This is a genomic window from Halalkalibacter alkaliphilus, from assembly GCF_023555415.1.
Taxonomy (GTDB): Bacteria; Bacillota; Bacilli; order Bacillales; family Bacillaceae_D; genus Halalkalibacter; species Halalkalibacter alkaliphilus.
This window is the reverse complement of sequence record NZ_JAKRYL010000011.1, coordinates 17,165-42,066: the sequence shown is the minus strand read 5'-3', so window position 1 is coordinate 42,066 and position 24,902 is coordinate 17,165. Positions and strand designations below refer to the sequence as shown.

23 protein-coding genes are annotated in these 24,902 nt (G+C 38.9%); 19 read left to right on the top strand and 4 right to left on the bottom strand.

Features of this window, described 5'->3' with window-relative positions; translation table 11 throughout:
- Positions 1-7: 7 nt before the first annotated feature.
- The 4 genes from MF646_RS11730 to MF646_RS11715 all read left to right on the top strand — a co-directional run bounded on the left by MF646_RS11730 (position 8) and on the right by MF646_RS11715 (position 3,721).
- Positions 8-862, top strand: coding sequence for a YitT family protein (locus MF646_RS11730; RefSeq protein WP_250096690.1), 855 nt, complete (start codon positions 8-10; stop codon positions 860-862).
- A 77-nt stretch (positions 863-939) separates the two neighbouring features.
- Positions 940-1,623, top strand: coding sequence for a metal-dependent hydrolase (locus tag MF646_RS11725; RefSeq protein WP_250096689.1), 684 nt, complete (start codon positions 940-942; stop codon positions 1,621-1,623).
- 451 nt (positions 1,624-2,074) lie between these two features.
- On the top strand, positions 2,075-2,314 hold the full coding sequence (locus MF646_RS11720; RefSeq protein ID WP_250096688.1) for a hypothetical protein: 240 nt from the start codon (positions 2,075-2,077) through the stop codon (positions 2,312-2,314).
- 99 nt (positions 2,315-2,413) lie between these two features.
- Positions 2,414-3,721: a CBS domain-containing protein gene (locus tag MF646_RS11715; protein WP_250096687.1), complete on the top strand. Its 1,308-nt coding sequence runs from the start codon at positions 2,414-2,416 to the stop codon at positions 3,719-3,721.
- A 96-nt stretch (positions 3,722-3,817) separates the two neighbouring features.
- On the opposite strand, the gene MF646_RS11710 is transcribed toward MF646_RS11715, so the two are convergent.
- On the bottom strand, positions 3,818-4,102 hold the full coding sequence (locus tag MF646_RS11710) for a YtpI family protein (protein ID WP_250096686.1): 285 nt from the start codon (positions 4,100-4,102) through the stop codon (positions 3,818-3,820).
- Positions 4,103-4,245: 143 nt separating this feature from the next.
- Between MF646_RS11710 and MF646_RS11705 the strand changes: the two genes are divergently transcribed.
- Positions 4,246-5,178, top strand: coding sequence for a DHH family phosphoesterase (locus tag MF646_RS11705; protein ID WP_250096685.1), 933 nt, complete (start codon positions 4,246-4,248; stop codon positions 5,176-5,178).
- Between the two features lie 97 nt (positions 5,179-5,275).
- On the opposite strand, the gene MF646_RS11700 is transcribed toward MF646_RS11705, so the two are convergent.
- From MF646_RS11700 to ytrH, 3 genes are all read right to left on the bottom strand, one after another.
- Positions 5,276-5,482, bottom strand: a complete 207-nt coding sequence (locus tag MF646_RS11700) for a YtzJ family protein (RefSeq protein WP_250096684.1) — start codon at positions 5,480-5,482, stop codon at positions 5,276-5,278.
- 99 nt (positions 5,483-5,581) lie between these two features.
- A complete protein-coding gene (gene ytrI / locus MF646_RS11695) occupies positions 5,582-6,088 on the bottom strand; it encodes a sporulation membrane protein YtrI (protein ID WP_250096683.1) in 507 nt (168 codons plus the stop codon).
- Positions 6,085-6,423, bottom strand: coding sequence for a sporulation membrane protein YtrH (gene ytrH / locus MF646_RS11690; RefSeq protein ID WP_250096682.1), 339 nt, complete (start codon positions 6,421-6,423; stop codon positions 6,085-6,087). The genes ytrI and ytrH overlap by 4 nt, the downstream gene beginning before the upstream one ends.
- 179 nt (positions 6,424-6,602) lie before the next feature.
- Between ytrH and dnaE the strand changes: the two genes are divergently transcribed.
- The 14 genes from dnaE to pnpS all read left to right on the top strand — a co-directional run bounded on the left by dnaE (position 6,603) and on the right by pnpS (position 24,856).
- The gene (gene dnaE, locus MF646_RS11685) at positions 6,603-9,950 is read left to right on the top strand and encodes a DNA polymerase III subunit alpha (protein ID WP_250096681.1); all 3,348 of its coding nucleotides are present in this window, start codon (positions 6,603-6,605) and stop codon (positions 9,948-9,950) included.
- A gap of 152 nt (positions 9,951-10,102) precedes the next feature.
- Positions 10,103-11,314 (top strand): NADP-dependent malic enzyme, encoded by a 1,212-nt coding sequence (ystJ, locus tag MF646_RS11680; protein ID WP_250096796.1) that lies wholly within the window; start codon positions 10,103-10,105, stop codon positions 11,312-11,314.
- Between the two features lie 33 nt (positions 11,315-11,347).
- Complete coding sequence (locus MF646_RS11675) at positions 11,348-12,013, top strand: FadR/GntR family transcriptional regulator (protein ID WP_250096680.1); 666 nt, start codon at positions 11,348-11,350, stop codon at positions 12,011-12,013.
- A gap of 69 nt (positions 12,014-12,082) precedes the next feature.
- Complete coding sequence (gene accD, locus MF646_RS11670; protein ID WP_250096679.1) at positions 12,083-12,928, top strand: acetyl-CoA carboxylase, carboxyltransferase subunit beta; 846 nt, start codon at positions 12,083-12,085, stop codon at positions 12,926-12,928.
- A 14-nt stretch (positions 12,929-12,942) separates the two neighbouring features.
- Entirely contained in the window at positions 12,943-13,926 is a 984-nt protein-coding gene (accA, locus tag MF646_RS11665; RefSeq protein ID WP_250096678.1) for an acetyl-CoA carboxylase carboxyl transferase subunit alpha, read from the top strand.
- 188 nt (positions 13,927-14,114) lie between these two features.
- On the top strand, positions 14,115-15,074 hold the full coding sequence (gene pfkA / locus MF646_RS11660) for a 6-phosphofructokinase (protein ID WP_250096677.1): 960 nt from the start codon (positions 14,115-14,117) through the stop codon (positions 15,072-15,074).
- Positions 15,075-15,187: 113 nt separating this feature from the next.
- Positions 15,188-16,942: a pyruvate kinase gene (pyk, locus tag MF646_RS11655; protein WP_250096676.1), complete on the top strand. Its 1,755-nt coding sequence runs from the start codon at positions 15,188-15,190 to the stop codon at positions 16,940-16,942.
- A gap of 91 nt (positions 16,943-17,033) precedes the next feature.
- Positions 17,034-17,429: an FxsA family protein gene (locus MF646_RS11650; RefSeq protein WP_250096675.1), complete on the top strand. Its 396-nt coding sequence runs from the start codon at positions 17,034-17,036 to the stop codon at positions 17,427-17,429.
- Positions 17,430-17,551: 122 nt separating this feature from the next.
- On the top strand, positions 17,552-18,025 hold the full coding sequence (locus MF646_RS11645) for a DUF441 domain-containing protein (protein WP_250096674.1): 474 nt from the start codon (positions 17,552-17,554) through the stop codon (positions 18,023-18,025).
- 218 nt (positions 18,026-18,243) lie between these two features.
- Entirely contained in the window at positions 18,244-19,359 is a 1,116-nt protein-coding gene (gene citZ / locus MF646_RS11640) for a citrate synthase (RefSeq protein WP_250096673.1), read from the top strand.
- Between the two features lie 119 nt (positions 19,360-19,478).
- Positions 19,479-20,747 (top strand): NADP-dependent isocitrate dehydrogenase, encoded by a 1,269-nt coding sequence (icd, locus tag MF646_RS11635; RefSeq protein ID WP_250096672.1) that lies wholly within the window; start codon positions 19,479-19,481, stop codon positions 20,745-20,747.
- A gap of 496 nt (positions 20,748-21,243) precedes the next feature.
- Positions 21,244-22,188: a malate dehydrogenase gene (gene mdh, locus MF646_RS11630; protein WP_250096671.1), complete on the top strand. Its 945-nt coding sequence runs from the start codon at positions 21,244-21,246 to the stop codon at positions 22,186-22,188.
- A gap of 183 nt (positions 22,189-22,371) precedes the next feature.
- Positions 22,372-23,094, top strand: a complete 723-nt coding sequence (locus MF646_RS11625) for a response regulator transcription factor (RefSeq protein WP_250096670.1) — start codon at positions 22,372-22,374, stop codon at positions 23,092-23,094.
- Positions 23,087-24,856 (top strand): two-component system histidine kinase PnpS, encoded by a 1,770-nt coding sequence (gene pnpS / locus MF646_RS11620; RefSeq protein WP_250096669.1) that lies wholly within the window; start codon positions 23,087-23,089, stop codon positions 24,854-24,856. The genes MF646_RS11625 and pnpS overlap by 8 nt, the downstream gene beginning before the upstream one ends.
- The last annotated feature ends 46 nt before the right edge of the window (positions 24,857-24,902 follow it).

The following is a 24,902-nucleotide window of genomic DNA, read 5'->3' as shown; positions in this document are numbered from 1 at the left end:
GAAACAAATGAAAACATTTTTTAATTACCTTATTTTAACGATTGGCTCGATCATCGTTGCGGCCGGTTTGGAACTGATTCTTGCACCGAATGGCCTTGTTGATGGTGGTGTGACGGCAATAGCGATCATGGCAAATTCTCAATTGGGATGGCCTATTTGGGCTGTATACCTAGCTTTGAATGTCCCTACTCTTCTTTTTTCTGGACGTTTTATGGGGAGAAAATTTGTTGTACGGACTTTATATGCTAATGCCGTGACGACAGCGGCGTTATGGTGGTTGGCTCCGATGCAAGCCATTACATCTTCAGAGGTATTAATTGTCTTATATGGAGGTTTGATGCTTGGTTTAGGAATAGGACTTGTCGTAAAAGCTGGAGGAGCAGTAGACGGAACGGAAATGGTTGCAATTTGGGTGAATAGACGTTTTCATATTCCAATTAGTACATTTTTATTAGCTATCAACGCGATTATCCTTACAGCAGCTGCCTTTGTATTTACATTGGAGCAAGCGATGTTTAGTATTGCTGTTTTTTATATCGTTTCTAAAATGATTGATTTTGTTTTAGATGGTTTAAACCAGGGCAAATCGGTGATGATTATTTCAGAGAAGCCTCATGTTATAGGCAACAAACTATTGGAAGAACTCGATGTATCCATCACATATTTGTATGGACAAGGTGGCTACACAGGGGATGAAAGATTAATTATCTATTGCATAACAAATAGGTTTATGTATCCGAAATTAAAAGATATCGTCCTATCAATTGATTCAACAGCGGTATTGGAAGCTTCATATGTGACAGAGACAACAGGAGTGAAAAAGCAAATGCTTTTTCAAAGTGGAGAAAGAAAAGATTCATAAATAGTTGCAGGAAATCTATTAGCTGTTGGTTAATAAAGTGATAGGGAAAAAGATTATTTAAAAGGAGTCGATATAGAGTGAAAGTTAGTTATCATGGACATTCTGTTGTACAAATTGAAACGAAAAATAAGAGAATTATTATTGATCCGTTTATTACAGGAAATCAGTTAACAGATTTAGATGCAAAAGAGCTCAAAGTGGATGTCATCCTTTTAACACACGGACATAATGATCATGTAGGAGATACTATTGAGCTTGCGAAGAGAAACGCTGCACTTGTTATTGCACCTTTTGAGCTTGCTACCTATCTGGGATGGCAAGGTGTCAAAACCCACCCAATGCATATTGGCGGCTCTCATCAGTTTGAATTTGGTACAGTGAAGCTGACACAGGCATTTCATGGGTCATCATTTACCGTTGAAGAAGAACAAAAAATTGTATATACAGGAATGCCAGCAGGGATATTATTTACAGCTGAAGGAAAAACAATCTTTCACGCAGGAGACACCGCTTTATTTAGTGATTTGAAATTAATTGGTGAACGAAATTCAATCGATATAGCATTTTTACCAATTGGTGACAACTTTACAATGGGTCCAGAGGACGCCACGGTTGCATCAGAATGGTTGCAAGCTAAGCGTGTCGTACCCATTCATTACAATACGTTCCCTGTGATTGAACAAGACCCAGTTGAATTTGCTGAAAATTTATCAGGAAAAAAAGGCCTTGCTTTAGCTGTTGGAGAGTCGGTTGAGTTGTAAGTAGCAATTTAAAATAGGTTCAAAGAAGGGTGAAGTAGGTGCTTCACTCTTTTTTTTTTGTAATTTGAGAGAGCGAACAAGTGAGCAATGGCTCCACACGCCGTGCGCCGAGGCCACTGAAAAAGTCCTTTTTTGCAGATTCGAGGAAGTGCAATGGCTCCACACGTTGCGCGCCTGCTATGAGAAACCCACTCATAGCAGGCTTTAAGACAAAGCAACGGTTCCGCTCATTGCTTAAAGGGCACTGAAAAAGGTCAAAACCGTACCTTTTTCAGTGCCCTCCGTGCGCCATTTGAGAAGCCCACTCAAATGGCTTAAAAGAAAACGGCGGCTCCGCTCATTGCTTCGAGCCTATTGAAAAAAGGGAAGTGCACCTTTTTTCAATAGGCTCTTGGTCTTTTCTGTTGTTTGTTGCATAGAATGTACAAAGAAAAGTAGTGGGGTGATGTCTTTGAAACAACGGTTGTTTTTGTCCTTTTTGCTTGCTGTAGCAATGGTTGTGTATGGATTAGAATACTTACCTTTTGATGGTTCAGGAATGGACAGGGTGTTTGCGTGGTCATGGCTCGTGTTTGCGATGCTCGTAATTAGTGGTAACGGTCTACACCTGTTATACCAAAAAAAACGACGAAGACGCGTGGCTGTACCTATTCGATATGTAAGCCAATCACGTGAAAAAATGCGCGGATAATAAGAGAGCCTTGATAGTCCGAACTTTCAGACGTATAATGGCAGTAGTACAGAATGCATATTTTTAGTACAACAGCTGAGTGAAAGTGTGGTGGCTATCATGGCTACAAAGCATGAGCAAATCATTGAATATATTACGAATCTTGCAGTAGGAGAGAAAATCTCCGTACGTTCGATCGCGAAAGCCCTTACAGTTAGTGAAGGAACAGCCTACCGAGCAATTAAAGAAGCTGAGAATAAAGGGCTTGTTAGTACGATAGAACGGGTTGGTACTGTTCGAATTGAAAACAAGAAAAAAGAAAATATCGAAAAGCTTACATATGCAGAAGTTGTTAACATTGTAGATGGACAAGTATTAGGTGGGCGAAACGGGCTTCATAAGACGTTAAACCGTTTTGTCATTGGGGCAATGAAGTTGGAAGCAATGATGAGATATGTAGATCCAGGTAACCTCTTAATTGTTGGAAACCGTGATCAAGTCCATAAAGTTGGCTTAGAAGCTGGGGCTGCCGTTCTTATTACAGGTGGGTTTGGTACAAGTGATGAAGTGATTGAATTAGCGGATGAACTTGAACTACCAATTATTTCAACTAGCTATGATACTTTTACCGTGGGGTCAATGATTAACCGTGCGATTTATGACCAACTCATAAAAAAAGAAATTGTTTTAGTTGATGATATTTTAATACCTTTTCAAGATACTTTCTATATGACAACGCAAAACACTGTTGAGAAATGGCATGATTTAAATAGCAAAACAGGACACAGCAGATACCCTGTTATCGATGGAAATTTGAAAATACAAGGGATGGTTGCTGCAAAAGATGTACTCGGTGCTTCAAGACAGACGCCAATTGAAAAGGTGATGACAAAGAACCCTATTACCGTCAATGAACGGACGTCTATTGCGGCTGTGGCGCATGTTATGGTTTGGGAAGGAATTGAATTACTCCCTGTTATTGATACTCAGAGAAAGTTACTAGGTATAATCAGCAGGCAGGATGTCTTAAAAGCACTGCAAATGGTTCAGAAGCAGCCACATATCGGTGAAACGATTGAGGATATAGTTACGAGTCGAGTGCAAGATATTTCAACTTCAGAGGAATTAATCTTCGAATGTGAAGTAACCCCGCAAATGACCAATCAGCTAGGGACGATTTCTAATGGAGTTATTACAACACTCGTAACGGAAATAGGAAGTCGTGTCATGCGGAAGTTTAAAAAAGGGGATTTGGTTGTCGAAAACATTACATTGTATTTTCTTAAACCAGTACAAATTGATAGTGTGATTACAATCAAACCTAAGATTCTTGAGGTTGGAAGAAAACATGGAAAGATTGATGTTGAGCTATATCATGAATCAGCTATCGTTGGGAAGGCGATGATGATGGCTCAACTTATTGACTAACGAAGACAAACGAAGGAAGGGTCTGCTCTGTATGGCATATATGTTGGATATAAACAACATATATTATAGCCAGAAGCAAACCCTTCCTGTTTTTGATTAGTCACCTAATTGTGCGACATAATGACGAGAGGCACGGTAGCCATAAACGATATTTGCAACACCAAGAATGGCAAATAACGCACCTACGACAAGGTCAACTACGCTTCTGTTATAGATGAGTAGATTTGCACCAAACGCCGTTAGGAAAAATCCTAATGACAAAGAAGACTTAGTTTGATAAATTCGTTTTAATAAAGATTCTTTTGATCGCCACATTCTAATCTTATTATATAAGAAAAAGACAGCTGAAATAATGATGATAATTGTTAACAGTTTATCCAAAAAATGAACCTCCCTAATATCTAAGTGGTTAAAAAGATATACCCATCTGTTATAAGTACAACCTCTAGTAGCCATTGTATATCGGGAAGAGCGAATTTGCCAGTGGAGGAACAGTGAACAAGTACTTTTAGGAGGAAGAAATTATGATAAAACAGATTCAAGACGCAATTAATCAATACGAGACGATCATTATTCATCGTCATGAGCGACCTGACCCTGATGCATTAGGATCACAATTGGGATTAGCAGAAGTGATTAAAGTGCGCTTTCCGAACAAAAAAATATTCGTGGTGGGAGAAGAGGAAGAGAGTCTAGCTTTTCTAGGTGAGATGGACTTTGTTTCAGATCATGAGTATAATGAAGCGCTTGTTATTGTATGTGATACAGCTAACACAGATAGAATTGATGATAAACGTTATGATCAAGGTGCGTTTCTTATTAAAATTGATCATCATCCAAATGAAGAACCATATGGGGACCTACATTGGGTTGATACATCATATAGTTCCACGAGTGAGATGATAGTTGAATTTGTAGAACAAGGTAAAGCAGTTGGATATAAACTAGATTCAGCATCAGCATTATTGTTATATGCTGGAATTGTAGGTGATACAGGTCGTTTCAGGTATACAAATACGACACCAGAAACGCTACAAAGAGCAAGTCTTTTAGTTAAACAAACGTTTGATCAAAATGCTTTTTATTCTAATTTACATAAAAAAGACTTAAAAATAACGAGACTACAAGGGTATGTACTTCAACATTTTTCAATCATAGAAAATGAAGTTGGGGTGATGCGTTTAACAAAAGAGGAGCTTGAACAATTTAATGTGACGTCTACAGAATCATCACAGCTTGTTAATACGTTCTCTGATGTAGAAGGACTGAAAGTGTGGGTGTTCTTTGTTGAAGATGAGGACAAGATTCGAGTAAGGCTTCGTTCGAAAGGCCCTGTGATAAATACGATTGCTGCCGAACATAACGGTGGAGGACATCCTATGGCTGCTGGGGCAACTGCTCACTCTTGGGAGGAAACAGAAGAAATTGTGAAGAAGTTAGTGGAAGCTTGTAAATAGGGTTATGCCTGCTTTTTGATAAGGAGGAAAAAGTGTCAAATGGGGTGTCGCAAAGGTCTGTTTGTTGACCTTGAGACACCCCATTTAGGGTGGAACTCTATAGTTTATTGACAGGAGTAAACCAAGACCCTACCTCAGTTACGTCTTCATGTACATCGATTTTTTGTTTCTTTAGCTCGTTTCGGATGAGCTCGGTCACTTCTTTAGATTCAGCAAAGGCAGAAAAACCGTTTTTTATCTTTTCAATTTTTTTAAAGGCCATTTCCTTCCGATTAATGACCATTTCTTTTCCGGTAATGTCCATTAATAACCCTCCCATATCGTAATGAGATTCTATACTTATTATACATTAGATTAAAAGATAAGAATGGGTTATGACGGAACGTTCAAAAAAATGTGATAATTAACTGTTGGAAGGAATGATTTTAACGAAAATTCGAACAGTTGTATACAGATGTACATGTTCAACTTCCAACTGGTACCGTTTATCTCCTGCACGGAAAACTTTATTTTCAAGGTTGCTAATCATAAGCTCATTCATATTTGACACCGTTTCAATATCTTTTCGTTTAATATATTGCAATTCAGTTAAGGCCTGCTGCTTTAAATCTAGTAATGTTAATTGATTAAGCCGGAGCCTGCGGTCGTTACTAAATTGTATATCTATTTCTTGGACGGTCAACTTTTTTTGATTCTCTTCGTTCAGCCTGCTTTGTTCGCTGCGTAATAGATCAATGTCGTCTTGAAGCTCGTTAATGATCGCTTGTTGTTCGGATATTCGAAATACTAATCCTTCATACACTTGTCCATATTGATAGATGAAAAAGAACCAACCAATAATTACTCCTAAGATAATGCCGGCAAAAAAGCGCTTTACAGTAGGACGTTCATAAAAAGGAGGAACCCTCATGGTGATAATGACTCCCCAACAATCCACTGAATTAGTATTGTTCCTGATTGCGCCCCACATAACGCAGCAAAGATCATAAACCCTGTTTTAAAAATATCATCATGAGTTCCGTAAAAGAGGCCTCGCTCTATACTAGTAATTGCGTCGAATGTTCCACCAATTGCTGCAACGATGGCCCAAATTTTTAGACTACCGGCTAAATCGTGCATCACTGATAACGGTGGTTTTCCTATTAAAAATGCACCAATCCCACCAATGATGGCCCCACCGATGATAACGCCGAATGCGACAAAGAAATCAATAATTAACGTTGCGAGAAGTTCTCTACTTAGCATGTGGTTCCACCCACTTTCATTATTTCAGTTCAGATAAAAGAGCTTATCCATATCATTTATAAGTAGAAAAAGTGAAAATTATGACTAGGAATTAAAAAGTCGTAAGGCCGTCTCATATTCATTGATACTAAATTTGTACTATACTAGAAATATAAAGGATGAAAGGTGAGGAGAGTTGTATGGAGATTGTTCAGACGCATGTTTACAGTGAATACAGTCTTCTATCATCAACGAATCGAATAGAGGAACTGGTAAAAAAGGCGAGTGAGCTTGGTTACGATACGCTAGCATTATGTGATCACCATGTTATGTATGGTGCTGTGCCTTTTTACCAAGCTTGTTTACAATATAAAATTAAACCGATATTTGGACTTGAGTTAACAATTGAATATAAAGAAGGGTTGTTTGGTTTTATTCGAGTTTATGCCAAGAATGAATCAGGATATGCAAACCTTCTTAAGTTAGCAACAAAAGTTGGGCATCAAAAATCAAAAGTACCTAGCTTAACAAAACAAGAAGTAGTCCCGTACTTTCGAGATGTTCTAGTTGTTATTCCTTTTCAAAAAGGTGTATTAGATGAAGAGATTAACAATGGTCAATTTGAGAAGGCGTTTACTTGGTGTGAGACATGGAAGGGGGGCACAAAGCGTACTGATTGGTTTTTGGAACTCCAAACATTAGATGGACAAAACGAAGGTAGATTAGAAAAGGTAAAACGATTTTCAGAGAAAAGCGGAATGAAGCTTCTAGCTTCCCATCCGGCATGTTTCTTAGAAAGACAAGATGCAGCTTCCTATCAAGTAATACGTGCGATTAGAGAGGGTGTGAAAGCAGAGGATTACCCTCTAAAACAAGGGGAGCGTTCCTTTTATTTACAGAGTCCGAGCGAAATGCGTGAGCGTTTTTCTAAGGAAACGCAATCTATAGCCAATACAAGTTACTTTGCCTCGTTGTGTTCCGTTCAACTCGAACTAGGGCAACGAAAACTTCCTAAATTCCCTTTAGAAGATGCAAAGGCGAGTGATGTATTGTGGTCATTGTGTGAGGAAGGCTGCAAAAGACGGTACGGAGATTTAACAGACGAAGTGAAGGCCAGACTAAACAAAGAATTAGCTGTCATTAATCAAATGGGGTTTAATGATTATTTTCTAATTGTATGGGATTTTATGAAATATGCGAAAGAACAAGGGATATTAACAGGACCGGGTAGAGGGTCTGCAGCAGGTTCTCTTGTTGCCTATGTTCTTTACATTACAGACGTAGACCCTTTGCAGTATGACTTGTTATTCGAACGTTTCTTAAATCATGAGCGTGTTTCAATGCCAGATATCGATATTGATTTTCCTGATCACCGACGCGATGAAGTTATCGAATATGTGCAACGAAAATATGGTCATGAGCACGTAGCGCAAATTATTACATTTGGGACATTGGCGGCAAGGGCAGTCGTTCGTGATGTGGGCAAGGTACTTGGAATTGATAGTTATGTAATCGGACAACTAGCAAAGGAAATCCCAGCAGTCCCTGGAACTACGTTAGAAAAAGCCATACAAAGTAGTACGCGTATACAATCGCTAATAAGTGATTCCAATGAGCTAGCCGCTCTTTGGAAAATCGCCAAAACATTAGAAGGTTTACCTAGGCATGTATCTACACATGCAGCGGGAGTGGTGATAAGTGCAGAGCCTTTAACAGGCGTTATAGCACTACAAGCAGGGCAATCATCAATTTCACTTACACAAGCAACGATGGATGTAGTAGAAAAGGTTGGATTGCTTAAATTTGATTTTCTTGGGTTGCGTAACTTGACGTTATTAGAAAACATTGCTCGATTAATTGAACATCATTATGGCTCGAAGGTAGATTTTTCTCGAATCCCATTAGATGACCAAAAAGCTTTCCAATTGTTAGGTAGTGGTGACACAACAGGGATCTTTCAGCTCGAATCAGACGGGATGAGGCAAGTGCTAAAACAATTACAGCCAACGGAATTTGAAGACATTGTGGCTGTTAATGCGTTGTACCGACCAGGTCCCATGGAGTACATTCCTTCTTACATTAGTGGAAAGCATGGAACGAAAGAAGTATTATATGCGCACCCAGACCTTGAACCAATATTAAGAAGAACGTATGGCGTTATCGTTTATCAGGAACAAATCATGGAAGTGGCTTCAAAAATGGCAGGATTTTCACTTGCACAAGCGGATAATCTTAGAAGGGCGATTAGTAAGAAGAAGAAGGGCGAGCTTAATAAGCATCGTAATGCATTTATTAACGGGGCAATGGATAAGGGCTACACCGAGCAAGTAGCAACGGATGTATATGAATTGATCGAACGTTTTGCTGATTATGGATTTAACAGGAGTCACGCCGTTGCTTATAGTATGATAAGTTATTTGTTGGCTTATTTAAAAGCGAATTATCCCTTAGCTTTTTATACGTCTCTTTTATCAGGTGTGTGGAATAATGCAGATAAATTAGCTCATCACATTCGAGAGTGCAAAGAAGCAGGCTATGAGGTGTTTCCTCCTTCTGTATGTAAGAGCCACGTATTGTTTACAATTGAAGGAGAAGGCATACGTTTTGGATTACTTCCAGTTGCTCATGTAGGATTTCAAGCGGCCAAATGGATCGTACAAGCTAGAGAAAAGGAACCGTTTAAAGACCTTTTTCATTTTGCTGTTCAAACCGATCAAAAGATTGTAAATAAAAAAGCAATCGAAAATTTAATCAAAGCTGGGGCAATGGATGATTTTCACCCTGAACGGGCAACATTATTATTTTCAGTGGAAGACGCATGGAAGTTTGCACAAGAAGTGAATTCGTTTCAAGATGAAACAGAAGGGCTGTTTACACTTGATATACAAACGCCTGAATACAACGAAATGGAGCCGCTTCTTATTCAAGAAAAGTTAGATTATGAGAAAGAATCATTAGGATTTTATTTATCAGGACACCCAATTGAACAATATAAAAGTCAATTACAGGCACTAGGAAGACGTACGTTACAAGATGCGTCAAAGAGTAAAGGAACAATTCGGATTGCTGGGCTTCTTTCACAAGTAAGAAGGATTAAAACAAAAAAAGGGGAATCAATGGCTTTTGCGCAACTGACAGATGAATCAGGCAGTGGAGAGCTTGTTATTTTTCCACGTATTTGGGAAAGCTCACATCAAATAGTCACTGAGGGGGAGTTGGTGATTGTAGAAGGTCATTATGACAATTCAAAGGGGAGAACCCAGTTTATTGTTGGAAAGATAGGATTAGTCAAATCGATTTTTGAGTCAAGAGGAAATGTAACAACCTTGTATTTGCGAATTAGCTCGAGCCATCAAACGCCAGATATATTAGAACAGGTGAAATCGGCCTTATTAGAGAAACAAGGGAAAATCCCGGTTATCCTGTATTATGAACAAACGAAACAAACAAAACATCTAAGTGATGAGTATAGGGTCAAAGCCGATGAATCTTCTATCAATACATTAAAAAAGATATTAGGATATAATAATGTCATCTTAAAAGAATGATAAAAAATTCAGCTTTTGTACTTGGCTAATGAGCAGTTCTTCTATATAATTAGAAATGTTTTAGGTGGTCTGACCAGTAAAAGATCTTACAATTATCTAGAAAGAAGAAGGAGAGTGTCGTTGTGGCAACCACAAGAGAAGAAGCCTTACATATGCATCGTGTTAATCAAGGGAAACTGGAATCAAAAACAAAAGTCGCTGTTAGAAACGCTAAAGATTTAAGCTTAGCGTATTCGCCAGGGGTAGCTGAACCTTGTAAAGAGATTTTCGAAGATGTTGAAACAGTTTATGAGTATACGATGAAAGGCAACATGGTTGCTGTTGTTAGTAACGGGACAGCCGTACTAGGCCTTGGCAATATTGGTCCAGAAGCCTCTTTACCAGTAATGGAAGGAAAAGCTGTATTATTTAAATCATTCGCTGGGGTAGATGCATTTCCAATCTGCTTACGGACAAATGATGTTGAGAAAATTATTGAAACTGTTAAACTAATGGAGCCAACATTTGGCGGGGTCAATTTAGAAGATATTGCTGCACCAGAATGTTTTGAAATTGAAGAGAGACTAAAGAAAGAAACAAATATCCCAGTCTTTCATGATGATCAACATGGTACAGCCATTGTTACTTTAGCTGGTTTAATTAATGCACTAAAGATCTCTGGGAAAAAGTTATCTGAAATAAAAGTGGTTGCAAATGGAGCAGGTTCAGCTGGAATTGCAATCATTAAGCTTATGCAGCGTATGGGTGTTCGTGACATCATTTTGTGTGACTCAAAGGGAGCTATTTTTGAAGGCCGCACGTACGGGATGAATGATATGAAAGCTGAGGTTGCAAAAAATACAAACCGTGACAGATTAGAAGGGAATTTAGCTGACGTTATTAAAGGTACAGATGTATTTATTGGTGTTTCTGTTGCTGGTGCTTTAACAAAAGAAATGATCGAGAGCATGAATGATAATCCTATCATTTTTGCAATGGCTAATCCAGTTCCAGAAATTATGCCGGAAGAAGCAAAAGCAGCAGGTGCAAGTGTAATAGGAACAGGTCGTTCAGACTTTCCAAATCAAGTCAATAACGTATTAGCGTTTCCTGGTATCTTCCGCGGTGCACTGGATGTAAGAGCTACTCATATTAACGAAGAGATGAAGGTTGCAGCTGTTTATGCTATTGCTGATTTAGTAGCAGAAGCAGATCTATCACCTGATTATGTTATTCCAGCTCCATTTGATCCACGTGTTGCACCAGCAGTTGCAGCAGCAGTTGCTAAAACAGCGATGGAAACAGGTGTTGCTAGAAAACAGGTTGATCCAGAAAAAATAGCTGAAAAAACAAGAAAACTTGCCATTATTGGGGATGAAAAATAAATAATATGTTTATAACTGAGGTGAGGGTGACAAATGTCATCGGAACAACCGAAAGTCTATTTAGAAGTCATTAAGCAAATAAATAACATTATTAATGAAGATCAATTGGCAAGTGGGGACAAGTTACCATCGGAAAGAGAATTGAGCGACCGTCTTGATGTCGGTCGCTCCTCTGTTCGTGAGGCGTTACGGGCTCTTGAATTATTAGATTTAATAGAAACTAGACGTGGTGAAGGAACCTACATAAAGGCTTTTGGTAGTTATCGGCTTGTAGAAATTCTCTTATCATTTCTTCTTAAAGATGAAAATGCGAGGAAGGATTTGACGGAAACAAGACGAATAGTAGAGCTTGAAGCACTTAAATTAGCTTGCGAACGGATTACCGATGAGGCTGTTAATCAATTGCAAATGTTGGTTAACCAGGCGAAAGAAGAATGGTCCCATGGAGACTTACCAGTTGAAGAAGACTATTTATTTCATAAGACAATCGTCGAGGCTAGCCATAATCGGTTACTCCTTAATCTGTGGGTCTCACTTGTTGAATATAATAAAGTTGCGATTGAGCGCTCATTAAAAAGGGAAGGACGGATGCTCGTTTCCCTTAATGAGCATGAGGAAGTCTATCATGCTTTAAAAAGTCGCGATCAACAAAGAGCGACAGAGGCAATGAGACGCCATTTAGAAAATAGTCGTTTTTAGCTTGTACTATTTACGGAGACAGAGCCATATCCTGAATTAATAGTTAGCTTAGGCGAATGAGGTGGAAAAATGCTTAAGGATTTTTTGAAGAAAAAGAAAAGATATGCAACAATCCCTTCAGAACGAGCGAAACAAGAAGTTCCAGAAGGACTAATGACAAAGTGTCCGTCGTGTAGAACGATTATGTACACAAAAGAATTAAAGAAAAATTTATATGTTTGTGACTCGTGTGGACATCATCATCGAATGACTGCATACGAGCGCTTTGATAGTTTGTTTGATGAAGGGACATTTGTGGAATTTGATAAAGATATGATCGGGGAAAATCCGCTTGACTTTCCAACGTATGAGGAAAAGTTAGAGGCAGACCGTAAAAAAACGGATTTAAATGAGGCCATCGTTACTGGGAAAGGAACCATAAATGGTTACGGAGCAGTAATGGCTGTTATGGACTCTAGGTTCAGAATGGGAAGTATGGGTTCTGTAGTCGGAGAAAAAATTACTAGAGCCGTAGAGCAATCTATTGAAATGGGTGTTCCATTTATTCTCTTTTCTGCTTCAGGGGGAGCGAGAATGCAAGAAGGCGTCTTAAGTCTAATGCAAATGGCAAAGACAAGTGCTGCATTAGAGAAGCTAAGTCGTCAAGGAGGATTATTTATTTCGATTATGACTCATCCAACAACGGGAGGGGTCTCTGCAAGTTTTGCCTCCTTAGGAGATTATAATTTTGCTGAACCTAAAGCGTTAATCGGTTTTGCGGGTCGTCGCATTATCGAACAAACAATTCGTCAAGAGTTACCAGAAGACTTTCAGACAGCTGAATTTCTATTGAAGCATGGTCAATTAGATCGTGTTGTGTCTCGTCTTGAAATGAAAGAGTTACTAACAACAATATTGGATATTCATGCTTCATAAGGAGGTGTCTTAGCATGGCAAGTGAATTGGGATTTGAAAAACCAATTGTAGAATTAAAAAATAAAATTTCTGAACTTCGAACATTTACGGAAGAAAAAGAAATTGATCTAACTGATGAAATAACAAAGCTTGAAAAGCGCTTACAACAACTTGAGCGTGATATATATGGAAATTTACAGCCATGGGAACGTGTTCAAATTGCTAGGCACAGTGAACGTCCTACGACTCTTGATTATATTGGAGAATTATTTACTGATTTTCTAGAAATGCATGGAGATCGTCTATATGGTGATGACGCTGCTATTGTAGGTGGTATAGCGAAATATAAAGGGCGTCCAGTTACTGTAATTGGTCATCAACGCGGGAAGGATACAAAAGAGAATATCCACCGTAATTTTGGGATGCCTCATCCAGAAGGATATCGAAAAGCACTTCGTTTGATGAAACAAGCAGAGAAGTTTAAAAGGCCAATCATTTGTTTTATTGATACAAAAGGTGCGTATCCAGGGAAAGCAGCGGAAGAAAGAGGACAAAGCGAGGCCATTGCTAGAAACTTATTGGAGATGGCAGGTTTAACGGTCCCTGTTGTTTGCATCGTAATTGGTGAAGGTGGAAGCGGAGGTGCTCTTGCACTTGGAGTCGGCAACCATTTACACATGCTTGAAAATTCAACCTATTCAGTTATTTCTCCTGAGGGAGCAGCTGCCTTGTTGTGGAAAGATGCTTCTCTTGCAAAAAAGGCTGCCGAATCAATGAAAATTACTGCTCCAGACTTAAAGGAACTTGGTATCATCGAGGAGATAGTTCGTGAAGTAAAGGGAGGGGCTCATAGAGACCTTGCAGCACAAAGCGAAGCTATTGATGCTGTCTTAACTGTTTCTATTACGCAACTTTCTAAGTTGACTGAAGAAGAGCTCGTTGAACAACGCTATGAAAAATATAAAAAAATTGGACAATTTACGCATGTAAACGGTACCATAGCTGTAGATAAAGGATAAGTGCTTTCGATTTTTGTGAAAGCACTTTTTGTGCTGGAATTAACTGTATTGTATTCAATTCGTTAAAGTGGTATTTTAAAAAATGGGAAATGTTTAAGTGCATAATTATATTGAGGCTAAAAGTACACATGCTATTAGCATTGAACTTTATAATATATTTTTATTACAGAGTTTGAGGAGGAGACGAAATGAAAAGAATAGGAGTATTAACAAGCGGTGGAGATTCTCCAGGAATGAACGCTGCTATTCGTGCAGTTGTACGTAAAGCCATTTTTCATGGCTTAGAAGTGTACGGCATCTCTTACGGTTACGCAGGGTTAATAAATGGAGAGATTAAGAAAATGGAATTAGGGTCTGTTGGTGATATTATCCACCGTGGGGGAACAGTACTATACACGGCTCGCTGTGAAGAATTTAAGACGCTTGAAGGTCAGAAAAAAGGAATTGAACAGTTAAAGAAGTTTGGGATTGAAGGACTTGTTGTTATCGGTGGAGATGGTTCGTACCGAGGCGCACAGAAGTTAAGCGAACACGGTTTTCCAACAATTGGTGTACCAGGAACGATCGATAATGACATTCCTGGAACAGATTTTACAATCGGATTTGATACAGCATTAAATACAGTTATTGATGCGATTGATAAAATCCGTGATACAGCTACATCACATGAACGTACATATGTAATCGAAGTTATGGGACGTCATGCAGGCGACCTTGCTCTATGGTCAGGTCTTGCAGATGGTGCGGAAACAATTATCGTTCCGGAAGCAGATTATGAAATGTCAGACATTATCGCTCGTTTAAAACGTGGACAAGAGCGTGGGAAAAAACATAGTATCATTATCGTTGCAGAAGGTGTAGGCAGCGGTTTCGACTTTGGAAATCGCATTAAAGAAGAAATCAATTTAGAAACGAGAGTTACAGTATTAGGTCATATTCAACGTGGGGGTTCACCTTCTGGATTTGACCGTGTTCTAGCCAGCAGGTTAGGTGCAAAAGCTGTAGACCTCCTTTTAGAAGGAAAAGCTGGAGTAACTGTTGGTATAGAGAAAAACGAGCTTGTTTATCATGATATAGATGAAGCATTAGCTCGTAAGCATTCGATCGATATGGAAATGTACAAGCTATCTCAGCAATTGTCGATTTAAGGATTCTTGATATTTTGACTGGTACCATACATCTGTGAGCAGTTTCCAAAAACGGATGTATGGTAATAATTGATAAGTAAATAAAAAAATATATGAGTAAGTAGGAGGATATTATGCGTAAAACAAAAATAGTATGTACGATAGGTCCAGCAAGCGAGTCAATTGAAAAACTTGAGGCTTTAATTGAAGCAGGTATGAATGTAGCACGATTAAACTTTTCACACGGTGACTTTGAAGAACATGGTGCAAGAATTCGTAACATCCGCGAAGCGGCAGAGAAAACAGGAAAAACGGTTGCTATTTTGCTTGATACGAAAGGACCTGAAATTCGTACCCAAACGTTAGAAGGTGGCGTAGCGGATTTAGTTGCTGGAGACGAACTAATTGTGTCAATGACGGAAGTTGTTGGTAACAACAAGAAAATCTCTGTTACATATCCTGGCCTAATTAACGATGTTCAGCCTGGATCGAAAATTTTACTAGATGATGGTTTGATTGGACTTGAAGTAACAGAAGTCGGTGATGGGCAACTTGTTACAAAAGTATTAAACAGTGGAACATTGAAAAACAAAAAAGGGGTAAATGTACCGAATGTAAGCGTTAATCTTCCAGGGATTACGGAGAAGGATGCTGCTGATATTAAATTTGGTATTGAACAAGGAGTAGACTTTATTGCTGCTTCATTTGTTCGTAGAGCAACGGATGTTCTTGAAATTCGTGAGCTTCTAGAAAATAATGGTGGAGAAGCAATTCATATCATCCCTAAGATTGAAAATCAAGAAGGGGTAGACAACATTGATGAGATCTTAGAAGTTTCTGATGGCTTAATGGTAGCTCGAGGTGACCTTGGTGTAGAAATCCCTGCAGAAGAAGTACCACTTGTTCAAAAGGTACTAATTAAAAAGTGTAATGCTGTTGCTAAACCAGTTATTACAGCGACTCAAATGCTTGATTCTATGCAACGTAACCCTAGGCCAACTCGAGCAGAAGCAAGTGATGTTGCAAACGCAATTTTTGATGGAACAGACGCGATTATGCTTTCTGGTGAAACGGCAGCTGGTGATTATCCTGTTGAGTCTGTACAAACAATGCACAACATTGCAACTCGCACTGAACAAGCATTAAATTATGCTTCGATGCTTCGTAAGAAAACAAAAGAAGAAACGACTACAATTACGAGTGCAATTGGCCAATCGGTTGCTCATACAGCTTTTAACTTATCTGCATCGGTGATTTTGTCTGCAACAGAAAGTGGACATACTGCACGTATTGTATCGAAGTATCGTCCAAAATCTCCAATTGTAGCAGTTGCGAGTGACCCTAAAGTAATTCGCAAATTAAACTTAGTTTGGGGCGTTACACCAATTCTAGGTAAGGAAGCTTCATCAACAGATGAAATGTTTGATTCAACAATTGGAACAGCGATCGAATCAGGAGCAATCAAACAAGGTGATCTTGTTGTTATTACAGCAGGTGTACCTGTAGGTGAGTCAGGTACAACGAATATTATGAAAGTTCATGTCATTGGCGAAGTGATTGCTAAAGGTCAAGGAATTGGACGTCGCTCAGCGGCTGGTCGTGTAGTCATTGCTCGTTCTGCTGAAGAAGCGAATGAAAAAACAAAACAAGGGTCAATCCTTGTTACGTATAGTACTGATAAAGATATGATCCCTGCTTTTGAAAAAGCGGCTGCTGTAATTACTGAAGAAGGTGGATTAACTTCTCATGCAGCTGTTGTAGGTTTGAACTTGAGTACGCCAGTTATCGTAGGAGTTCAAGGCGCTCTAGAGCTATTTACAGACGGCGAAGAAATCACGGTTGATAGTGCTCGAGGCGACATTTACAGAGGTCACACAAGTGTACTATAATTTAAGGTGAGGAGAAGGGAGTTCCCTTCTCCTCTTTACGTATAAAAGCTAATTTCGCCAATGATTGAATGAAATTAGGAAGGAGCAGAGAATGTTTCGATTATTATTGTTGTTAATTATTATTGTACCTGCCCTTGAAATTGCCGTTTTAATTTTATCTGGGAATATCCTTGGGGTTTGGCCTACGATCTTGTTGATCATTGCTACAGGCGTACTAGGTGCTTGGCTTGCAAAAAAAGAAGGGTTACAAGCATTGAGACTTGCACAGCTTCAAACACAGCAAGGCCAATTGCCAAGCGGTGTCATTTTAGATGGAATTTGTATTTTAGTAGGTGGGGTTGTTTTATTAACTCCAGGGTTTATTACCGATGCTATTGGTTTCTTTTTATTGATCCCAGCAACTCGAATGATTGCTAAAGGCTTCTTATTAAAAATGTTTAACCAAATGATAAAAAATGGAAATTTCGTTATAATGACAAGAAGGTAATGGATAGATAGTTATTTTTGATAGGAAGTTAGAATAGTAGCTGAATTAGCAATATTATGTTAAAATTAAATTGCTATGAAGTGCACTTGCAGTATCTGTAAGTGAGGAAGAAGGGGCGTTACTTGTTCTCACAAGCATCCGTATTTATGTTGATTTTGTTACTTGTGGCTGTTGCCGCAAAAAACCAATCTCTAATTGTAGCTGTTCTATTTTTACTAGTTATCAAATGGATAGGACTGGGTGATAAACTATTCCCTCTTTTTCAGCAAAAGGGAATAAATATTGGAGTCACAATTATTACAATTGCGGTTTTAACGCCAATTGTCACAGGTGAAATAGGTTTTAAGCAATTAGGAGAAGCTGTTAAGTCGTCATATGCATGGATTGCACTAGGTGCAGGAATTTTAGTTGCTATTATTGCTGCGAGCGGTATTGATTTACTAAAAAATGATCCGCATATAACGACTGCGTTAGTCTTTGGTACGATTTTAGCTGTTGCCTTATTTAATGGGGTTGCAGTTGGACCACTAATTGGGGCAGGAATAGCTTATCTTGCAATGAAAATAGTTCATTTTTTCACTCATCTCGGAGGATGAGTGAAAGCTCCTTTTAAAGAATCAGAATAATGGTACAGGTTAAGGTTTTAGAATTTATTAATTACTTTCCACGAAAACGTTCACAAAAGCGTAATAAATCGTTATAATGGAACTTGTGAGCATCCTTCTTACATAGCGTAGCTTTCTCTCTCCATAGGGAGTGTAAGCACTTACTAGTTAGAGGAAGTTTATGATATTAGAGAAAAGGAGAGGTTAACGTGAGTACAACTCGTGGTCTAGAAGGTATTGTAGCAACGCAATCAAGTGTTAGCTCCATCATTGAAAGTGTCCTTACTTACCAAGGATATGATATTGATGATTTAGCAGATAATGCGAGTTTTGAAGAGGTTATATACCTCCTTTGGAATGGGGCATTACCAAAAGAAAATGAACTTAGTCATTTTACTCAGGAGCTTGCCAACCATGCTGAAATACCAAAACAGATAATTGACCAAATGAAGGCATACCCAATTAACAAGGTTCACCCAATGGCTGCCCTTCGTACAGCGATTTCAAGTCTGGCATTATTTGATGAAGAAGCAGATGTAATGGATGAGGCTGCAAACCGTCGTAAGGCAATCAAGATACAAGCACAAATCCCAACAATAGTGACAGCGTTTTCAAGGATACGCGAGGGATTAGAGCCAGTGGCCCCACGTAAGGATCTAGGTTTTGCTGCGAACTTTCTTTACATGTTAACTGGTAATGAGCCAGACGAAATTGCAGTGAATGCATTTAATAAAGCGTTAGTGCTACATGCTGACCATGAGTTAAATGCTTCAACGTTTACTGCACGTGTCTGTGTAGCAACTCTTTCTGATGTATACTCTGGTATTACTGCGGCAATTGGAGCTTTAAAAGGTCCGCTGCACGGTGGTGCTAATGAAGCCGTAATGAACATGCTATCTGAAATTGGCAGTGTGGAAAATGTGGAACCATATATCCGCAAGGCGTTAGATAACAAAGAAAAAATTATGGGCTTTGGTCACCGCGTTTATAAAGATGGAGATCCGCGTGCAAAGCATTTACGTGAGATGTCTAAGCGATTAACGGAAATAACAGGTGAGACAAAGTGGTATGAAATGTCTAAGAAGATTAATGAAATGGTAACGAGTGAAAAAGGGCTACTTCCTAATGTGGATTTCTATTCGGCTAGTGTCTATCATAGCTTAGGGATTAAGCATGATTTATTTACACCGATCTTTGCGGTAAGCCGTGCATCTGGATGGTTAGCGCATATTCTAGAACAGTATAGCAATAACAGACTAATTCGTCCGCGTGCTGAATATATTGGACCGAATAAACAAACCTATATTCCAATTGAACAGCGTTAATAGCGTACTCTGGGGGGGATTCCTCCCTGTACATAGATTGACATTTGGTAGAAAGAATAGCAACATAATAGAGTAAGTGTTAATTTAAACTTTTTTGAATATTTAGGAGGTAATTAAGCATGTCAAACGGTCAAGTAATTAAAGTAAACAATGGAGTCCTAGACGTACCAAACAACCCAATCGTACCTTACATTGAAGGAGATGGAATTGGACCTGATATCTGGGCAGCTGCTTCCCGTGTATTAGATGCTGCAGTTGAAAAAGCATACAATGGTGAGAAGAAAATTGAGTGGAAAGAAATTTTAGCTGGTGAAAAAGCATATAATCAAACAGGTGAGTGGCTTCCAGAAGCAACATTAGATGCAGTACGTGAATATATGATTGCTATTAAAGGACCTTTAACTACACCAATTGGTGGCGGTATCCGCTCTTTAAACGTTGCACTACGTCAAGAGCTTGATTTATATGTTTGTCTTCGTCCGGTACGTTATTTCCAGGGGGTTCCTTCACCTGTAAAACGTCCTGAAGATACAGATATGGTTATCTTCCGTGAAAATTCAGAAGATATTTATGCTGGAATTGAGTATAAAGAAGGTTCTGATGAAGTGAAGAAGCTTATCGAGTTCTTACAAAATGAAATGGGCGTTAGCAAGATTCGTTTCCCTGAAACGTCTGGAATTGGTATTAAGCCTGTGTCTCAAGAAGGAACAGACCGACTAGTTCGTGCAGCGATTCAGTATGCTCTTGATGAAGGTCGTAAGAGTGTTACACTTGTACACAAAGGAAATATCATGAAGTTTACTGAAGGAGCATTCAAAAACTGGGGTTATGAAGTGGCTGAGCGCGAATTCGGAGACAAAGTATTTACATGGGCTCAATACGATAAAATCGTAGAAACAGAAGGCAAGGAAGCTGCAAACAAAGCTCAACAAGAAGCAGAAGCTGCTGGAAAAATCATTGTAAAAGATTCAATTGCTGATATCTTCTTACAACAAATCTTAACACGTCCAAAAGAGTTTGATGTTGTAGCAACAATGAACTTAAATGGTGACTACATCTCTGATGCACTTGCAGCACAGGTTGGCGGAATTGGAATTGCTCCTGGAGCAAACATTAACTACGACTCAGGACATGCTATTTTTGAAGCTACTCATGGTACTGCGCCTAAATATGCTGGTCTTGATAAAGTAAACCCATCATCTGTTCTTCTTTCAGGTGAGTTATTGCTTCGTCACTTAGGTTGGTTCGAAGCAGCAGACCTTATCATGGCTTCAATGGATAAAACAATTGCAAGTAAAGTTGTAACATATGACTTTGCACGTCTAATGGACGGAGCAACTGAAGTATCTTGCTCAGGATTTGCAGAGGAATTAATTAAAAACCTTTAAGATTTAAACCCAAAAGGGCGCTTTTCCCTTTTGGGTTTAAATCGAAGCAATGAGCGGAGCCGCCGTAATGTTTTAAGCCTTTCGAGTGCACTTCTCGAAAGGCGCACGGCGAGAGAAGCCATTGCAAAGATGTACGCACTGTTTCGGTATAAAAGGGCGCTTTTCCCTTTTGGGTTTAAATCGAAGCAATGAGCGGAGCCGCCGTAATGTTTTAAGCCTTTCGAGTGCACTTCTCGAAAGGCGCACGGCGAGAGAAGCCATTGCAAAAATGATCGCACTGTTTCGTCTGAAAAGGGCGCTTTTCCCTTTTGGGTTTAAATCGAAGCAATGAGCGGAGCCGCCGTAATGTTTTAAGCCTTTCGAGTGCACTTCTCGAAAGGCGCACGGCGAGAGAAGCCATTGCAAAGATGTACGCACTGTTTCGGTATAAAAGGGCGCTTTTCCCTTTTGGGTTTCAATGAGTAGGATACAAAACTAAAAAACGGGGTGCATGACTATGGCAATTAAACGTAGAAAGATTTCCGTGATCGGTGGAGGTTTCACAGGAGCTACAACTGCTCTAATGGTTGCACAGAAAGAGTTAGGCGATGTTGTTCTTTTAGATATTCCTCAGATGGAAGGCCCTACAAAAGGAAAAGCATTAGATATGCTTGAATCAACACCAGTAGCTGGAATAGATTCCAATATCATTGGCACTTCTAACTACGAAGATACGAAAGATTCTGATGTAGTTGTCATAACTGCAGGGATTGCACGTAAGCCAGGCATGAGCCGTGATGATTTAGTTAACACAAATGCAGGTATAATGAAAGCAGTCACAAAAGAGGTAGTGAAATATTCTCCGAACTGCTATATTATCGTTTTAACAAATCCAGCAGATGCAATGACATATACGGTATTTAAGGAATCCGGATTCCCTAAAAATCGTGTTATTGGTCAATCTGGTGTACTAGATACAGCAAGATTCCGTACGTTTGTTGCTCAAGAGCTTAACCTCTCAGTTGAAGATATTACTGGTTTTGTTCTTGGTGGACACGGAGATGATATGGTACCACTTATTCGCTATTCGGCTGCAGGTGGAGTCCCGCTTGAAAAGCTCATCCCAAAAGATCGTATAGATGCGATTGTTGAGCGTACTCGTAAAGGTGGCGGAGAAATCGTAGGTCTTCTTGGAAATGGAAGTGCATACTATGCACCCGCTGCATCTCTAACTCAGATGGTTGAGGCGATTATTAAAGATAAGAAACGTGTAATTCCTACAATTGCTTACTTAGAAGGTGAGTATGGTTATGAGGATCTATATGTAGGTGTTCCGACGATCTTAGGTGGAGATGGAATTGAAAGAATCATCGAACTTGATTTAACAGACGATGAGAAAGCAGCATTAGCTAAATCAGTTGAATCTGTTCGCAGTGTTATGGCGGCTTTACCGTCAACATAATTAATAATTCGGGGTATTCTAAAGGTCAAACCGGGCCTTTGGGATACCTTTTTTGTTTTTCTTGATAGCAATTATCCGATACTTTGCTATACTAATAATAGAAATAGAAAGAACCCATTAGGGATATAGCAGGGTGGACCGTTACATTTACTCGTTTTTTGAAACGAGTTTGGGAGGATTAGTATGTCACAGCGTTTGTTAATTGTCGATGATGAAGAATCCATTGTTACGTTATTGGAGTTTAACTTAGAGCAAGCGGGTTTTGATGTCACGACAGCAATGGATGGTGCAAAGGCTTTCGAATTGGCCACCACAGAATCATTTGATTTACTCGTTCTTGATTTAATGTTACCTGAAATGGATGGCTTAGATGTCTGTAAGCAACTTAGACAAAATAAGGTAACAACTCCAATTTTAATGCTTACAGCAAAAGATGACGAATTCGATAAAGTATTAGGATTAGAACTTGGAGCAGACGATTATATGACGAAGCCATTTAGCCCGCGGGAAGTGGTTGCAAGAGTTCGAGCTATCCTAAGAAGAGCACAACCTGTCCTTTTAGAAACGAACACAAGTCAAGCTTCAACAGAAAATGTTATTAAATTTGGAGAGGTGGAAATCTATCCAGATAATTACGAAGTGTTTTTCAAAAAAAATGCACTGGAATTAACACCTAAAGAATTTGAATTATTACTCTATTTAGCTAATCATAAAGGGCGTGTATTAACGAGAGATCAGTTATTAAACGCAGTTTGGAATTATGAATTTGTTGGTGACACGAGGATAGTGGATGTTCACATAAGTCACCTTCGTGAAAAAATTGAAGCAAATACAAAAAAGCCTACTTATATTAAAACAATTCGGGGACTTGGCTATAAATTGGAGGAGCCCCCAGTCAATGTATAAATTAAGGTTCAAAATCATGTTAGCTGTTCTATCGATTACCTTGCTAGTATTGATTGGTATAGGCTTTGTGATAGGAAAGCTATATGAAGACTTCTACATTAATAATTTGACCGATCGAGTAGAGAAAGAAGCCAGCTTAGCTGCATATATGCTTGCTGAATATGGCCTAGAGGAAGAAAATGCTCAAAAGAGGGCGTTGGAAATAGCGGAAATGCTTGACTCAAGAGTAACGATTATTCTTTTAGATGGTACCGTTATTGGTGAGTCTGCAACAGATCCTAAAACAATGGACAATCATTTGCTAAGGCCTGAAATTGAAGCGATTGAAAATGAGGAAAGTGTCTCGTATATACGATATAGTGAAACTGTACAAGATGAACTTCTATATTATGCTGTTCCAATTATAGAGGAGAACGGTAATAAATTAGGATACATGCGTTTAGGGCTGTCTACAAGTACGTTAGCCGATATGACAGAGAAGATTTGGTTTATTTTAGGAATTAGTTTTACTGTCGCTTTTATCATTATTGTAACTATCACCTATCGTGTGACAAATGAAATGATAGGACCGATTGAAAGTGCGACGGTCGTTGCTAATGAGTTAGCAGAAGGAAACTACAAAGCGAGAACATCTGAAGGAAAACGAGATGAAATTGGACAGTTATCAAGATCTATTAATATTCTTGCTTTTAACTTAGAAAAACTAACTAAACGAGATCAAGCTCAAAAAGAACGCATGGAAACCTTGATTGACAATATGGGAAGTGGCTTAATTTTAATTAACACAAAAGGAGACATTTCCCTAATTAACCGGGCTTGTCAAGAAATCTTTGAAGAAAATACGGACCTTTGGCAAAGTCAACTTTATCATGATGTGATTCAACATAAAGAACTCATAAAGATCGTACAAACCATCTTTATGACTGAAAAAAAACAAAGAATGCAAATTCATTTCCCTGTTCATTTAGAGGTACGTCATTTTGAAGTATATGCAGCTCCGGTCATGAGCAAGAGCGATAAGTTAAAGGGGATCGTCCTTGTGCTGCATGACATCACTGAGTTAAAGAAACTTGAACAAGTACGCACAGACTTTGTTGCTAATGTGTCGCATGAACTAAAAACTCCAGTCACTTCGATCAAAGGATTTACCGAAACACTTCTTGATGGGGCGATGAACACAGAGCCGCTTCGAGAAAAGTTTTTAACGATTATTGCTAATGAAAGTGAGCGACTGCAAAGTTTGATTCAGGATTTACTTGACCTTTCAAGAATTGAACAAGCTTATTTTCAGTTGAATTGGCAAAGAACGAATTTACAAGAAATTGTAAGTGAAGTGATTGAATTACTTAAAGATAAGGCAGAAGAAAAACAAATTGATTTACAGATGTTCGTTGAAGGAAATACGACACTTGAAGGAGATATGGAGCGTATAAAACAAATTGCTATAAATGTAATTAACAATGCTATTATGTACACTCCAGTTTCTGGATCGATCAAAATGTTTATTAAAGGAAATGAAGAAACAATTACATTAGAGATCACTGATACAGGTGTAGGAATAAGTGAGAAAGATCTTCCTAGAATCTTTGAACGATTTTATCGGGTAGATCGAGCGAGAAGCCGGAATTCCGGGGGGACTGGCTTGGGACTTGCTATTGTTAAACACTTAGTAGAAGCACACCAAGGTAAAATAGTTGTCAATAGTTTGGTTGGAAAAGGAACAACTTTTACGATTACTTTTCATCGATATCGAGCTGAGTAGTTGTAACAACTAACTTATGGAATAAACCAAAACAAAAAGTGTCATC